At 41.2% G+C, this 15,945-nt stretch carries 12 protein-coding genes; 5 read left to right on the top strand and 7 right to left on the bottom strand.

Features of this window, described 5'->3' with window-relative positions; translation table 11 throughout:
- Positions 1-61: 61 nt before the first annotated feature.
- Complete coding sequence (locus tag EHR06_RS04100) at positions 62-1,156, bottom strand: AraC family transcriptional regulator (RefSeq protein WP_135755818.1); 1,095 nt, start codon at positions 1,154-1,156, stop codon at positions 62-64.
- Positions 1,157-1,283: 127 nt separating this feature from the next.
- On the opposite strand from EHR06_RS04100, the gene EHR06_RS04090 reads away from it, so the two are divergent.
- Positions 1,284-2,567, top strand: a complete 1,284-nt coding sequence (locus EHR06_RS04090) for a citrate/2-methylcitrate synthase (RefSeq protein WP_135755816.1) — start codon at positions 1,284-1,286, stop codon at positions 2,565-2,567.
- Between the two features lie 572 nt (positions 2,568-3,139).
- On the opposite strand, the gene EHR06_RS04085 is transcribed toward EHR06_RS04090, so the two are convergent.
- From EHR06_RS04085 to dusA, 4 genes are all read right to left on the bottom strand, one after another.
- Entirely contained in the window at positions 3,140-4,123 is a 984-nt protein-coding gene (locus EHR06_RS04085) for a cytochrome-c peroxidase (protein ID WP_135755815.1), read from the bottom strand.
- Positions 4,124-4,202: 79 nt separating this feature from the next.
- Complete coding sequence (locus EHR06_RS04080; protein WP_135755814.1) at positions 4,203-5,912, bottom strand: 7TM-DISM domain-containing protein; 1,710 nt, start codon at positions 5,910-5,912, stop codon at positions 4,203-4,205.
- Between the two features lie 260 nt (positions 5,913-6,172).
- Positions 6,173-7,114 carry an MBL fold metallo-hydrolase gene (locus EHR06_RS04075; RefSeq protein ID WP_135755813.1) on the bottom strand — a complete coding sequence of 314 codons (942 nt, stop codon included), beginning with the start codon at positions 7,112-7,114 and terminating at the stop codon, positions 6,173-6,175.
- A 47-nt stretch (positions 7,115-7,161) separates the two neighbouring features.
- A complete protein-coding gene (dusA, locus tag EHR06_RS04070) occupies positions 7,162-8,211 on the bottom strand; it encodes a tRNA dihydrouridine(20/20a) synthase DusA (RefSeq protein ID WP_135755812.1) in 1,050 nt (349 codons plus the stop codon).
- A gap of 100 nt (positions 8,212-8,311) precedes the next feature.
- Between dusA and EHR06_RS04060 the strand changes: the two genes are divergently transcribed.
- The 4 genes from EHR06_RS04060 to EHR06_RS04045 all read left to right on the top strand — a co-directional run bounded on the left by EHR06_RS04060 (position 8,312) and on the right by EHR06_RS04045 (position 13,974).
- Positions 8,312-9,301, top strand: a complete 990-nt coding sequence (locus EHR06_RS04060) for an LIC10647 family lipoprotein (RefSeq protein WP_244288485.1) — start codon at positions 8,312-8,314, stop codon at positions 9,299-9,301.
- Positions 9,298-11,235, top strand: a complete 1,938-nt coding sequence (gene mnmC1, locus EHR06_RS04055) for an FAD-dependent 5-carboxymethylaminomethyl-2-thiouridine(34) oxidoreductase MnmC1 (RefSeq protein ID WP_135755810.1) — start codon at positions 9,298-9,300, stop codon at positions 11,233-11,235. Before EHR06_RS04060 ends, mnmC1 begins: the two co-directional genes overlap by 4 nt.
- 15 nt (positions 11,236-11,250) lie before the next feature.
- On the top strand, positions 11,251-13,116 hold the full coding sequence (locus EHR06_RS04050; RefSeq protein WP_135755809.1) for a RecQ family ATP-dependent DNA helicase: 1,866 nt from the start codon (positions 11,251-11,253) through the stop codon (positions 13,114-13,116).
- A gap of 105 nt (positions 13,117-13,221) precedes the next feature.
- On the top strand, positions 13,222-13,974 hold the full coding sequence (locus tag EHR06_RS04045) for a hypothetical protein (RefSeq protein WP_135755808.1): 753 nt from the start codon (positions 13,222-13,224) through the stop codon (positions 13,972-13,974).
- Position 13,975: 1 nt separating this feature from the next.
- Here EHR06_RS04045 and dinB read toward each other — a convergent pair whose 3' ends face one another.
- Positions 13,976-15,079, bottom strand: coding sequence for a DNA polymerase IV (gene dinB / locus EHR06_RS04040; protein ID WP_135755807.1), 1,104 nt, complete (start codon positions 15,077-15,079; stop codon positions 13,976-13,978).
- Positions 15,080-15,121: 42 nt separating this feature from the next.
- Positions 15,122-15,580: a ComF family protein gene (locus tag EHR06_RS19250; protein WP_244288484.1), complete on the bottom strand. Its 459-nt coding sequence runs from the start codon at positions 15,578-15,580 to the stop codon at positions 15,122-15,124.
- Between the last annotated feature and the right edge of the window lie 365 nt (positions 15,581-15,945).

Here is a 15,945-nt window from a genome sequence, read left to right as displayed (position 1 = left end):
CTTACGGGATTCGACAGGAAGGTTTTATCCTAACCGATATGCGAAAAACAATCGTCCGAACTTATAGTTTGCTACCCTTTTTTCTCCATTCTAAAGGAGTCATTCCGGTGATTTTCAAAAACTGTGCATTAAATGTGGACTTAGTATTGAATCCGACATCGTAAGCGATGGAGAGAACAGTGCGGTCCAGGTCCTCTAATAGTAAAGTTTTGGCCTCTTCTACCCTAAATGAATTCAGGAATTCATTGAAATTTTTGCCGTAGGTTTCGTTTAAGATCCGGGAAAGTTGGTGAGGAGATACCAAAAGTTTTTCGGCGAAGTCTTGGATTTTCAGGCTTTCTTCTTTATATATTTTATCCGTCTCTACCAACTCTTTGATACGAGTATGAAGTTGGTCCAGATCCAATCCATTCAGTTGGGTTCTCTCATATCTTTTCTGTTGGATCTCCGACTTCAAAGAAATGAAAAAATTCGGATACCTTGCGGAGAATAAAAAGATGAGAACGATCCCCAAAGTTTGGAAACTAGATCCCGCCGCCAATAAAAACTGATTCTTCAGAAAGTATCCAAACCAGCAAAGTTGGATCGTAGTAAAGACTACAAACAGGATCGTATAAACTAGAGAAGAAAGCGGGATCTCGGTTTCTTTAGATGCCTTTCTGAACAATACCCAAAGAAAAATAGAATACACAGTTTGGTGGATGGAACCGAAGATTGTGACCCCGGTCAGAATATCCACCTTGGAGCCGAACATTGCATTTCGAATATATTCTCTGAGTTCTTCTGCAGGTAGAATAATATAAGCGATTAACTCTCCTAGTAAGAGTAGAATTGCAGGGATAAAATGTTTTCCGATCTGGATCTCTCTATCTAAGGCAAATTGTACCATATTTTTAGAGACCAAAAGTAACATCGGTCCCACTGCCCAGACTGCGGGGAAGAATGCAGGCCAAAACCAGATATGATCCGCGGCCCATGGCAGCAGACCTAAGCCCAATCGACTCTCTACCAATGCGAGAATGATGGCTAAATAGAAGATCCCACCAGGCATCGCAGTTTCCCTTTTTTTAGCGAGCTCCATCGCCGCGAGAAGTAGGCAAAGTGCGGTTCCAAATTGGATCCAAAAATGAAGAAAAAAACCGGGCAGATGCTCCAAAACAAAATTCCTTCGAAACTTCGGGAGAGTAAATCGAAGGCGAAAGTTTTGTCCAGCCGAAAGGGAAAATTACCGCAAGCACGAAGGAAGGTTTGACTCTTCTGCCCTTCCCCTGTTTCCTATCGGTATGAGCGATTTCGTAGAGTTGAAATTCGGAGACCAGGTCCACCGCCTTCCGGTAATCACCGGAACTGACGGGAATAAAGGAATCGATATTAGAGATTTGCATACTAAGACGGGACTTACTTCTTACGATCCCGGTTTTTTTAATACTGCCTATGCCCAAAGTAAAATTTCCAGAAGGGACGCTCTTACTGGAGATTTACAATACAGAGGCTATGATGTCGCAGAATTAGTGCATTATTCCACTTTTGTAGAGACTAGTTACCTGCTGATTTACGGAGATCTTCCCAGCGAAAAGCAGCTGAAAGAATTCTCCATGAAACTTTCCAAACATAGTTTGATCCACGAAGACATGATCAATCTATTCGATGGCTTCCCAGGAAGGGCTCACCCGCTTGCGGTTCTTTCCGTAATGGTTTCTTCCTTATCCAGTTATTACCAAGACGAATACGAAGAATATCTGGACAGAGGGATCGACCAAGCAGCCAGACTTTTAGCAAAGATCAGAACGATTGCTGCATTCTCTTATAAGAAGATGATCGGACAACCTTTCGTTTATCCGGTAGATCGCCATCCGTATTGTACAAATTTCTTATATATGCTTTTCTCCATTCCGTCGGTTAAATACCAGCCTTCCGAAGAGCATGATAGGATCTTAAACCAACTTTGGATCCTGTATGCGGATCATGAGCAGAATGTTTCGAACACTACTGTTCAGTTGATCGGCTCTACCCAAGCAAATATATTCGCTTCCGTATCTTCTGCGATCAATGCACTTTGGGGTTCTAGAGAAGGCGGAAGACAAATTGCTGCAGTAGAGTTAATTGAAGATATCATCAAATCTAAACTTTCAGTTCCTGAATTTTTCGAAAGATTGAAAAAAGGGGAATTCCAACTTCACTCCACATGTTTCGGCCACGACGCATATAAGGCGAAGAGCAAACGTTCTACAATCGCTCAAAAGTTGTTCTTAGAATTTTACAAACAGAAGAAGTTGGATCCAATTGCAGAGATCGCACTCCAAGTGGATGATTACGTAAGTAAAGATCCATTCTATCTGGAAAAAAATCTGTATCCGAACCTTGAGTTCTATAGCGCGATCCTATTCCATAGTTTAGGAATTCCTAAAGAACTTTTCACTGCAATGCAGGCGATCGGTAAACTTCCCGGTTGGTTGGCTCACTGGAGAGAACAAAGAACCGGTGTAAACGCTTCTCATAAAGTTCGTCCACGTCAGATCTTCACAGGTGAGACTCACAGAAAATACAGACAGATCCTGGAAAGATAAACTTCTCCTAAAGACCTCAGTTGCAATCGAACTTGTCGCAGATTAAAAGCGCACAAACGATTGCACTCGGGTTCTCTGGATCCCCCGGATCGTCTAACTTAGCACAAACTGCCAAGTAAGCGTCCCGGGTAAGATCATCCTCTCTCGATTCCTTCTTCATTTTTTGATCATTATCCAAATAAGAGCATTGGAAAAGAAGAAGTATACAGACCCAAAAACTTCTCATATAACACCCGGAAGGCGATTGATCTTATAGCTGAAATTTCTTTTGTCAAGTGAGGAGACGCAGAGTTAGAGGAGTCACAGAGATTTAATGGCACGCAGAGGCGCTGAGCCGCGGAGGGTTTATTTGGCATATAGTTTAAATACAATGTTGGAGCTCCTACATGGGTCCTTTTATCTTCTTATAAATCCCCCCTGAATCCACTCTCTGCGACTTTGCGTCTCTGCGTGAGATTTCTCCCTGCTGCCTCTTAAACCTCCGCGTCTCCGAAGGCAAAAAAAAACCGTCTCCTTTCGGAGCCGGTCTGAATAGGTTTCAATTCTGTAAGTTCGTTTGATCTGAGATCTAATTAATTAGACCGATTTTTATCCGATAATGCCTTCAGGAAAGATACAATAGAATCTACCTCTTCGGTGGAAAGCTCTTTTCCAAGCTGCAAATATGCCATTTTTTTCACCGCTTCCGGCAGGGTTGCTACTTTCCCATCATGGAAATAAGGAGCGGTTAAGGCTATATTTCTAAGAGACGGAACTTTGAAGAAATACTTTTCAGCATCGTTCTTACTTACTGCAGATCTTCCCACATCGGTTGTGTTTTCGTAAGGATTCACCTGTCCTAGTTTACGGAAGCTATTTCCACCCAAAAGTGGTCCGTTATGGCATTGGATACATCCAGCGCTTAGGAAAGTTTCCAGTCCCTTCTGCTCTTCAGAAGTTAAAGCCCTGTGATTTCCAGCTTGGAACTCGTCGAAACGGTCCCTGGTAATCAGAGTTCTTTCGAACGCAGCAATCGCCTCTGCCAAATTGTCATAAGTGATCTTTTTGTCCTGATCGGGGAAAGCCTTTGCAAATAGGTCCACGTATTCGGCGATTTCAGAGAGTTTTTTCTCAACCGCAGCTTCGGAAGGCATAGCCATTTCCACTGGGTTTAGGATCGGTCCTTTTGCCTGAGCCTTTAGGTCAGCCGCTCTTCCGTCCCAGAATTGAACGAAATGGAATCCCGCGTTCAGAGATGTAGGAGAGTTACGATCTCCATTTTTTCCAAGTGCGCCCGGAGAAGTAGGAAGATTGTCCACTCCAGCGGTCTTGCCAAGAGTTCCGTGGCAGGAACTGCAGGACTGTGAATCGTTGATAGAAAGACGTTTTTCGAAATAGAGTTTTTCGCCTAAAGCAATCTTAGCAGGAGTATCCTTTTCGGAACCTGGCATTTTTTCCGGAAGGATCCCGAAGGAAGTCTTCGCGTCTTGCATAAGCTGTTTTGTTTTCTCGGATGGACCGCATGCCGAGACCAGGGCCAAAATTAGACCCAAGCAGAGTATTTGTGTATTCTTCATTTTTCATCACCACAGATTAGAATCATTCTAATCTTGTGTAGAATCCCGGAACGAGGATTAGAGACAACTCTTTTTTCGATTATGAATGTAATCTAAGCTCGAATTCGAATTTTCCAGGCTCACTCAATAGGAAAAATCTTGCTCCCAACTTTTCGGCCCTCACTTTTAGGTCCGCTTCCAGAAGAGAAGAAGGTTCTTCTTTTGTTTCTACGGCTCCGGTTGCCTGTAACCTAAGTAATATAGAGTCTCCTTCTTTTCCCCAGAAAATTTTGGATTCACCTGACCTTCTCGCTCCTATTTTTACCGCGTCGGAGAAGATCCTTTGGACCTGGAGGCATTCGTCTATTCGTAAAAACTGAGAAACTTTTTGGATCTCTGAATGAGAGAATAACGGGTTTTTCAAGACGAACCTTCTCATTTCCTCTTCTACCAGTTCTTCTTTTCCACCCTGGTGGTGCATCAGGTCCAAAATATCTCTGACACCTGAGAGAGTTTGGTTGAGTTCGTTTTTAAGTTTAGAAAGTGACTTGTCCGAACTTTCCTTGGATTCGAGCTGATCGATCAGAGAATGAAATCCTTTATCCATGGATTGATCCACTAAGGTGGCATACTTTGCCTTTTCCTCGGCGCTTAATCTGAGTTGTTCGTTATATTTGGATTGTAATTCGGCAAAGGCTTCTGCCTTTTCCAGATCTTTAGTAAATCTTAATGATATAATATAAGAATTGAATGCTATAAATCCTACGAGCGCAGCAGGGAAACTATATGGAATTAGAAAGTAAACTTCGTATAAGCCCCAGATCACATCATTCACCATAGAGATCGCAAGTATGATCCCCGAAAGGAATACCGTCCTGGCCCTGTCTTCTTTTTGCCACCAAGCGTATCCTAATGTTACCAATAGGACCAAACTGTAAAATGGAGGGACATGCATGAAGAAGGAATACAGATAGATAAGTTCTTCTTCTCCCAATACAAAAACAGAAAGGACGAAAATGGACATTGTGCTCATTAAGATCGCCATCCATTTTGCCCCGAATTGTTTCGGATACATTGTCTTTAAGATCATGTAAACGGAAGGAACCAAACATGCTTCGCAGAAGTATTCCATTCTGATACGCAAATCCAAAGTGAGTTCAGGTGTAAGAATGTATTGAAGTCCCGAAGTTACGAAAGAATAGAAGGCGACTAAAAAACAGAATAATGAGAAGAATAAAGGCACCAAATCTTTTCTATAGGATGCGAAGAAGATCAGGTGATACAAACCTACTGAAAAGATGATCGCGACTAAAAGTGTTTCCCAGATCATTTCTCGGATCACTTTAGATTTTAAAGAGTCCATATCTCCGATCAAGAATGGATTTCGTATCCCGCCTTTTAGGAAATTTCCTCTATAATTCGAAACGTTTACGATCAGCTCGGTATCCAAGGAATCCAAAAGATAGATCTGAGAATTCGGATGCACTAAGAACTCGGTATCGAACCTATTAGTTCCGTTGATCCCATTGGCAAAGATCATTCTTTTTCCGAAATATACCGAATATACTCCCGGGATCCTAGGCACATAGATCGCTAGATTCTTTTGTTCAGGAGTTTTATGGATCTTTAATCGATAAGAGCCATGTCCTTGCAATGTAAACTCCGGAGAATAATCCCTCCAAATTCCCGGAACAGGAAAGTATTGTCCGCTTGCCACATAACCCATATTAGGCGAGTATAAATTTCCCCAGCTGAATTCCCAGTCTCCTTTTAGGGGGTAAATTTCTCCCCAAGGACTGGCTGTATTCATGTCTATACTTCCCTTATAAATTAAAGGGGTCTTTTCGGAAGTTTTCGTGGAGCAAGAGAGTAAAAGAAAGAAGGCACAGAGGAGGAATACTAGATTTCTTTTTTTGTTAGATCCATCCGATATTACGCCCACTTGTATATTCAAAAAATTCGAAACGGGGAAAGCAAATGAAAAACTTCGCCTAAGCAGCACTAGACTATTTCGGGTTCTCATCTATAAGATTTAGAAGAATTAAAAACATATACTTAAGGGATGGAAACTTATTTCCTGCTCTTTCTAAATCTTTCTATTTTAAATGCGATGCCTTGCGCATTGATCTGAGAATCGAAACCTATAAATCTTTCCTCTTTTTCTCCAAAAGGAAGATTTCGGATATGAATTTGGTCCTCCAAATAAGAACGAATTCTACCCTCGCAGAAACCGACTAAAGATTCTCCTTCCAAACCTGTCTTTTCCGCAGAGATCAGAACGTTTTTCATAACGTTAAGACCTTCTTTCATTTGAGAAGCTCCGGAATAGATATCCTCCCAGACTCCGAAATGTGTAAGATATGCTTTGTCTGCACCGGTTGAGAGTATCTTGTCTATGGAAAGTATCGCTTCTTCCGGATCAAAATCAGTAGGAGTTGTGGAAGGAAATAATAGAGAATCTTTTCCCTTTCTAAATAAAGTATATCCGATCCCGAAAGTATCTCCGGTGAAGATCCCGTTCGTTAAAGGATCATAAATACAAAAATGATGATTTGCATGTCCTTTTGTATGCAGAAATTTGAATGTTCTTTTTTGCCAGACTAGCTCCTCTCCATCACTCATGGTTCGGACCCTATCTTTCTGCACAGGAAGGATCTCACCGTATAACTTATAATAATTCTCTTCTCCATATACCTGGATGGAACTTTTGATGAGTCTAGTAGGATCTATTACATGAGGTGCCGCTTTCGGATGAGCAAGTACTGTCGCATTTGGACAAAGGGAGATTAGTTTACCAGTCCCACCCGCGTGGTCCAAGTGAACATGAGTGATTATAATATAATCCACCGATTCAGGAGTGAGCCCTTCTTCCTTCAATGCTTCCAACAGAAGAGGGACCGCATGATTCGTATTATTTTCTACGAATATAGCCCTGTCCCCGTCCACGATCAGATAGGCGCAGGCGAGTCCTGCTTCTACATATCCGCAATCTATGGTTCGAATCTTGTCCAAAAGTTTCTCCGCAAATATTATGCAGTAGTTAGACGAGTGTTCTCCGATTAAACCACCGGATGAGCGGCCTCTTTGGTCTCGATTTTTAGATTTCGGAATTTACGATCCAGATACTCGTCAGGGATAGATCGTAATGCTTCTAAAAGTAGTTTAGGATCCGGGTTAGAATACATTTTTTCCGTGAGAATTCTACGATAAGAGCGAGCTCCTCTGATCTCATGAAACGCTCCAAGCAAATGTTTTAAGATACGACTTGGTTTTTCACCTTCTGCAGTTTGGGAAGAAACATACTCCTGCATGGACTCGAAGATCTCCCTGCGGCTCAAATTTAAAGGTTCTGCTCCAAAAAATTCGGAATCCACTTCGGAGAATAAGAAAGGATTTTCGTAGGCTGCCCTTCCGATCATAATACCATCCACTTTATCTAAGTGAGAGTGAATATCCGAAATAGTTTTAACTCCTCCGTTCAATTCAATGATCAGATCCGGAAAACTTTTTTTGATAGAATATACATCCTCATAACGTAATGGGGGAACGGTCCTATTTTGGGCCGGACTTAAACCTTCTAATATTGCAATTCTTGCATGTATTGTGATCCTTCTCGCGCCTGCTGCGCTTACTGTTCTCACGAACTCATGCAAATCTTCTAATGTTTCTTTTCCTCGAACACCGATTCGGCATTTTACGGTAACAGGAATAGAAGTTTTAGAATCCATTTCCGAGATACAATCAGCGACTTTGTTCGGATCCTTCATCAAACAGGCTCCGAAATTTCCTTCTTGCACCTTATCGCTTGGACAACCTACATTCAGATTGATCTCCGAGTATCCGTATTCCTTTCCAATCTTAGCACATTCTGCAAGTTGAGAAGGATTGTCCCCGCCTAACTGCAAAGAAACAGGAGATTCTTCCTGAGAAAATCGTAAGAATCTATGTTTGTCCCCTCTTAAGATGGCGCCTGTTGTCACCATTTCCGTATATAATAGTGAATGTTTAGTGATCAGTCTTAAGAAAAAACGAAAATGCCTGTCCGTCCAGTCCATCATGGGGGCTACAGATACGGGGTATAAGATCGGCTGTTTTTTTTCGAAAGACATATACTTCGACTAATACGATCCTCAGTTTTCGGTGTGAGCAGTCAAGTCCCATGAAATGGACTTGGTTTGATTTCCGACCGTTTCAATTTGGTTCTGAACGATGGATTCAAAGAGACTAAATCCGGATCTTTTCCGCAAGGCAACGGCATGCTGCCTATTTCTAATTCTCTCTTCTTGTAAAAGTATGAGCGGGATCCTGGATTCTATCATCATCAATGCAGGTGCCGAATATACCGCCTTGGATTTTTTTACACATCCTTCCAATGTCCAGGGAATACCTATCAGTAAGTTCAGCGCTCCCGGTTCGGACACGGATACAAGCGTGGTTAGCAGGGATTCTACAACTACTCGCGCATTCTACTCCATCGGATCCGTTCCAAGCAGGATACCGGGCACAAGAGATATCAAAGGATTTTTCTCTTTCTTAAGCGGACTTGCCTGGTCCTTCAACTTAACTTCTCCAAGGACTTATAGAGGAAATCTGATCAATTATCCGGATGACGGGAGACGTTATCTTGCATTCGACGAATACGTTTCCAACCAGCTTTTTCCCCTTCCTCCTCAGTTAGGAAGAAATATGGAATACACTTACGAAGATTATCAGATGTATTTCACACTTTATTTAGGTTATTACGAAGGGAAAAATGTGAACTTTGGCGTGGGCCCGATATACGGCCTTGCGGTCTACAGAATGGACATTATAGAAAAAGAACAAAGGATCTCCAGCGTTAAGAACCAACTACAAGAATTAAAAGGGCTTCGTTTATTATTAGAATATAATATAGGCCAGTATTTTCCGGATACTATCCTTTATAATGCGTATCTGTTTTTAGAAGTCACAAGTTTCGGAGACTTGGATGGAAAAGGTTTGAATATCAAAAATCAGGTCGCAACTGCCAATGGGCTGCCCGCCCCTTCTCTTTATATGAATATGACTACTTACAGAATGGGAATCAGAAAGGAAATACAACTCTCTAAAGAGCCTCATAAAAAAGAAGAAGGACCGGCGTATCCTCCGCTGCGGAACCTGCCGTCCGCAGGCCTTCCTCCTAAAGAAGATACCAAAACCGATACGGAAAATCCAGGATGATAGACTGGAAAGAGAACGGCACTCCCGTTTCCAGAGAATTCGACGACATTTATTTTTCCCCCGAGAACGGGTTGGAAGAAACCAAACATGTTTTCTTGAAAGGCAACAAATTAGAAGAAAGATTATCTTATTCCGGAACTCAGCATACCTTTTCTATTTTAGAATTAGGATTCGGGACCGGCTTAAATTTTTTCGCCGCTTGGCAGCTTTGGAGAAATTGTAAAAATAAGTCCGGTCACAGAGCCCTCCGATTCACGTCCTTCGAAAAATATCCATTAGAAAGAGATGATATACGAAGAGCAATCTCCGCTTTCCCGGAACTTTCGGAACTACTGGAATTATTTTTAGAAAAATATAAGCTGCTTATCCCTGGATGTAATACCTTCTTATTCGAAAAAGAAAATCTGATTTTGGATCTATGGATAGGGGATGCAATTCAACTTCTTCCGGAAACATCCGGAAAATTCGACGCATTCTTCTTAGATGGATTTGCTCCTTCTAAAAACCCGGAACTCTGGGGAGAAAATATTTCACTTCAGCTTAAAAGACTTTCTAACAAGAATGCAAGCCTTGCCACATTCACTGTAGCAAGGTCTGTGAAAGATTGTCTGAGCAATACAGGATTCTCCCTTTCCAAAATTCCAGGTTATGGAAGAAAAAGAGAAATGCTTGTCGGAGTTTACGGATCCGAACCAGAACCGGATCTAAATCCAATTCCGTTTTTAAGAAGAGCGAAATCCGATCAGATCCCTGAAAGAGTATCGGTGCTCGGAGCTGGACTTGCGGGAGCAAGTATTGCAAGAGCATTGGCATGGAGAGGGATCCGGGTAGAAGTCTGGGATGACCATAACGCGTTACGCGCATCTTCCGTTCCTATGGCAGTTTCTCATCCCCATATTACCAAGGGGGAAACTCCCACCAGTTTATGGACCCTGCGTTGTCTCGGAAATTCTATCCGTCGTTATTCCGACCTTCTTCCTAAAGATTCTTACCAAATCTCCGGCACATTACAACTTTCAGGAGAGGATCTTCCTTGGGTTCGATTGGAAGAAGGTACCAAGGCACATTCCTTATCCAAAGAATTAGCGGAACTCAAACCGGAACTGGGAGAAAACTACCCTGAAGATGCAAAAGGTATCTATTATCCTTCCGGTTTCTGGACGGATACACCCGTATTAACGGAAAAACTTTTAGATCACCCGAACATTCTTCTGAAACAAGGAAATATAAGCTCGATCACTTTCGAAAAGGAAGAATGGACATTATTCTCAGAGAACAAAGAAATTTTAAGTAGAACGGAAGTTTTAATTTTAGCAAATTCTTTCGGTATAGAAAGTTTACTCCAAAATTTATGGGGAGAGTCGCCCTTCTCCCTTAGATCCGTTAGAGGGCAATTAGAAATATTAGAAGATCATAATACACAATCCGAAAAAGATCCGATCCAAGTGGGAGATAAATATCTGACTCCTTCCAAAAATGGGATCAGAGTGAACGGTTCCACATTCGATGAATTCGATCTAGATCCGAACGCAAGGACCAAAGATAGGGAAGAAATTTTAGGATATTCTCAAAAAACATTCTTAGGTTTAAACTGGGAACAGATCAATATTCGTTCCGACTTTGTTGGTATACGGTCCCAAACTCCGGATCGATTTCCGATCATTGGCCCGGTCCATTCTCCGGAACCCTTTCGAAAAATATACTCAGGTATGGGTCTCACAAAAAATCGAAAGAAAGAATTTCCTTTTTTAGAACCGCAAAAAAACCTGTTTGTGTTCGGCGGTTTGGGATCCAGGGGAGTTTTGACTTCCCTATTGGGAGGGGAAATTTTGGCGGAGATTCTTTTAAACGAACCTTTATCTATTGAAAATAGCTTGTACTCTTCTCTGCATCCCTCAAGATTTCTATACCGCAAGATCCGAAATCTAGATTAAGGAAGAAGTTTCAACTTGTCTGCAAACACTGGAACAGTCTCCTCTTCGATAGAGGATTGGAAAAAGATCCTATATACCAATTTCGGATTTCCCCAATTCAGGCAAGGCCAATGGGAAGCTGTTCAGGCGTTATTGGGAAGAAAAGATGTGCTCGCTATTCTTCCTACCGGCGGTGGAAAATCCCTCATCTATCAATTGCCTTCTTTTGCGGAGGCAAATTCTCTTACCATCGTAATCTCTCCATTGATCGCTCTTATGAAAGATCAGGTGGATGGATTAAAAGCAAGAGGGATCCAAGCAGCATATTGTAATTCCACCCAGGATGATCTGGAACAAGTAAGAGTATTATCCTCCGCGGCCACAGGGAAAATTAGAATATTATATATTTCTCCTGAACGAGCGGTGTCTCGTTCTTTTTTAAATCTACTTCCAAAACTTCCGGTGAGTTTGATGGCAGTGGATGAGGCGCATTGTGTTTCTCAATGGGGTCACGATTTCCGTCCTGAATACAGAAAACTTCATACATTACGTTCTTATTTACAAGAAGGAACTCCTTGGGTAGCCCTCACTGCCACAGCAACCGATCGAGTCAAAAAAGATATCTCCGACAGTTTAGGATTAAAACTTCCTTTGCATGTGCAGGGCACATATGCCAGAGAAAATTTGAAATTCTCGGTAGTTTATCCGGACTCGGAAAGAGAAAAGGAAAATTTACTCTTAGAAATATTAGAAAAGGGTAATTTTCAAAAATCAGTTTCAGGTAAGGCGATTATATACTGCTCTACTCGAGCCAAAGTGGATGAAATTTACGAACTTCTCCGCAAATCAGGGTACAAAGTAGGAAAGTATCACGCCGGAAGAACCGACTCCAGCAGAGAAAAAACCCAAGAAGGATATTCCTCCGGAAAAACGAATATACTAGTAGCCACAAACGCATTCGGAATGGGATTGGATAGCCCGAATGTGAGATTGGTCCTTCACTATCAGGTACCTTCTTCCTTAGAAAGTTATTACCAAGAAGCAGGAAGAGCTGGAAGAGACGGCAAAAATTCTGATTGTATATTATTCTTCTTACCCGGCGACTTAAGTGTCCAAAGTTTTCTTTTATCCAAGGAAGCGAATTATAAGGGAGGAGAAACGTTACTCTCTCATGTAAAATCTTATGTAAGCTCTCCTGACTGTAGACAAAAGATCTTATGCGATTATTTTGGAGAAGAGATCTCCAACTGCGGATCCTGCGATACTTGTGCAGACTCCTCATCTTCTCATTCTGCAAGACTTGCTTATACGGAAAGAGAAAGATTAAAAGCGGAGAAGAAGAAGGAGAAAGAGTCCCATATCTTCGATCCGGACGAGATCAAATCGGTAGAAGGTCTTATCTCGGAATATCCTGCAAAATTCGGAAAAAAGATCATCGCAGGGACATTAAGAGGAGCAAGATCAAAAGATATACTTCGTAGAAGATTAGATAAATCCCAATATTATTCTTCTTTAAAACATGTTCCCGAGGAATCCATTCTCAAACTTTTAGAAGATTGGCAGAAGACCAAAAAACTTTCGGTCAAAGGGGACAAATATCCTAAAATTTATCTAACTGCATTCGGAAAACCTAAAACATCTTTTGATGTTACTGAAAAACCTCGCAAAAAAATACCACTTAGCGGGGACAAACTCATCCTAAACGAACTCAAAAACTTCAGAGACAGGATCGCGAGACGTAATAAATGGAAGAAGTTTATGGTGATCCAAAATCCGGTGCTTGCAAGGATCGCCTCCCAAAAACCGGAAAGCCTAGACGATCTGATGGCGATCAAAGGTATGGGAGAAGCCAAAGTTAGACAATATGGGAAAGAAATTTTAGCTATTTTAGAGAAGTTTTAAGCTTCTTCGCCTTTTTCATCCTAAAAATCGCCTTGCCTACATCTTAAAGATTTCCTAATCTGACCAGCCAATCCGTTCGTCGATCTTATACATTAGGAAAATGATATGTTTTTGATCCGCCTTATCTTTCCGTATTTCAAGGTTTCCAAGACCAAAGCCTTAAACGAAGTGAATGCCTGGCTCCAAAGTAAGGATACAAAGGATTCTCTTCCTGCCACGGATTATATTCCTTTTATGGATAACTTGGCTTTCCAACAATACAAGGACAGGATCTCTAAGAAGATGGGAGTCCCTGAATCCGAATTGGAATTATACAGATCTACGGAAAGGACCAAACTTTTATACAGACCGTTTTTTATAATCTTCTTCATCGGGATGTTATATTTAGGGATCAATCTATTCTTGGAGATCCAGCCTTATTTAGGAAAGTCTAGATTAGAAAAACCTTTTATAGAGAACCTTCTTCCTTCCGGTAAAAAAGAATTGGTAGAGATGGACGGGTCTTTTTGCAGATATATGATCAATAATGCCTCCGAGATTGCGGAAGATTATTTTTATATAGGCTGGTATCTGTTCAGTATAGGTTCGATCTGTACTTTTTTGGGTTCTATTATGGACTCCAAACATCATGGGATCTTAAAGATAGCACTCCCGTTTGTCGGATTATTTATCTTAAGCATAGCGTGGAAAATATTCGATAATTCTAAACTAGCAGGACTTGCGGCAGGAAGATCCATGCTGCATTACAACGAAGAAAAAGATGCGGACAAAAAATGCAGGCAAGAATGGGCTAATTTAAGGCAGGGAATCGCGAATTTAGTGCCTTCGGGGATTGATTCAGGGGATACTTCTAAATAATTTAGAATAAAGAAGGAAACAGATCCTCCTCATCTTCAACTTTGATCCGAGAATTTTTGGAAACGTTTTCCGGATGAGAAATGCTCAAGCCCAAAAGACGGATCGGAAAAATTGTTTTACCGGATTCTAATATGAATTCTTCCAAAAGTTTGGATCCGATCCGATACAGTTCGTTTTTATCCAGATAGGAATAATCTTCGGTAATACTTCTAGTCTTTTGGGTGAAGTCTGAAAATTTTACCTTGAGAGTGATCGTTTTTCCCGGAAAAGGTTTTTGTAGTAATCTTCTTTCTAATTCCTCTGCGATATCAGAAAGTTCCCTGAATATTTCGGAACTATTTTCTAGGTCTTTGGCAAAAGTAGATTCCGCACCTAAGGATTTTCTTTCTCTAAAAGGTTCCACCGGTCTATCATCCAAACCTCTGCATACTGCGTAGAACCAACGGCCTGATTTCCCAAAATTCTGACCGAGCATCTCCAGGCTTTTTTCTTTTAGATCTTTTCCTTTTTTGATCCCAAGTGCATGCATTTTTCTTAATGTAACTTTTCCGATGCCTGGGAAAACGGAAACATCCAAGGATTCTATGAACTTTTCGGCCTGTTCCGGACGAACGATCGTCATTCCGTTCGGTTTATTTTGATCCGTAGCGATCTTGGCTAAAAACTTATTGATCGAAACTCCTGCGGATGCAGTCAACCGAGTCTCTTCGAAGATCTTTTCCCTGATCTCTTTGGCTACCTGGCTTGCATACGGAATATTTTTCTTATTTTGAGTGACATCTAAAAATGCCTCATCCAAGGAAAGCATCTCCACGAGGTCTGTGTATTCTAAAAATATCTGTCTGATCGTTGAGGAAACTTTTCTATATGCTTCGAAACGAGGAGTTACAAAAATCCCGGAAGGACAAAGTCTTGCCGCTTGGGAACAAGGCATTGCGGAACGAACTCCGAATTTTCTCGCCTCATAACTTGCAGCACATACCACTCCTCTAGAATCGGGAGGGCCTCCCACAATGATAGGTTTGCCCTGATAACTCGGATTATCTCTTTGTTCTACAGAAGCATAAAATGCATCCATGTCCACATGTAGAATTTTTCGGATCATCTTGCCCCATCTATACTATACGGATATATAGAGAGGTCAAGTTTAATCCGAGACCCTAAGATAGGTTAAAACATAGACCGACTCCGTACCATTCTTCTTTAAAATCCTACTCGCTTCGTTCACACTTGCTCCGGTAGTAAAAACATCGTCCAATAATAATATTTTAGAGGGACAACGATCCTTCCAATTCGGTTTGATTTCCCAGGCGGAATACGCATGGAAAAATCTTTCAGAAAAACTTTTGCCTGCCTGCCTTTCCGCGCTTGTCTTCATCAATGGATCTATTAAAGGAATTTTTAATATTCTTTTTGTTTCTTCATACAATCTGCTGCTTGGGGAGAATGGCTTTAGATCCGAATTGAAAATCCTATTCTTGGAATAGCTAGGAAGAAGGATACAAGCATCCAAATCCAATGTATTCAACTCTCTCAAAACTTTCCTGATCCCCAAAGATAGAAAAATGGAAACGGGATATTCATTATTCGATTTCAGTTTGTTCAATAATTCTCCCAAAAGATCGTTTCTATCCCTTAGGCTAAAAACTTTCGTAAAGAATATATTCCTGGAATCGCAGAATCCACAAACTGAGAAGGGTAAAGCTAAGGGAGAAGAACATTTATTACACCGATATGCCGGCTTAGAAGTTTTAGCAGCATAGGTGCACCTTTTACAAAGGCCGATTTTCAGGGAAAAGAAGTCTTCTCCACCGCAAACTCCACAAAGTAAAGGAAAGAAGAAATCCAAAAGCCGAGAAAAGAATAAAGGTCTCATAAAATAGGCGGGTGTTAAATACTTTTTACCGCGCGTATTTTTATTCATATATGTTTAATAAGTTATTGCCTATCGGGTAAATATTCGTTCTAATA

The sequence above is a fragment of the Leptospira dzoumogneensis genome (assembly GCF_004770895.1).
Lineage (GTDB): Bacteria > Spirochaetota > Leptospiria > Leptospirales > Leptospiraceae > Leptospira_B > Leptospira_B dzoumogneensis.
Note: the sequence above shows the minus strand (reverse complement) of the source record. Positions and strands in the feature narration are given on the sequence as shown.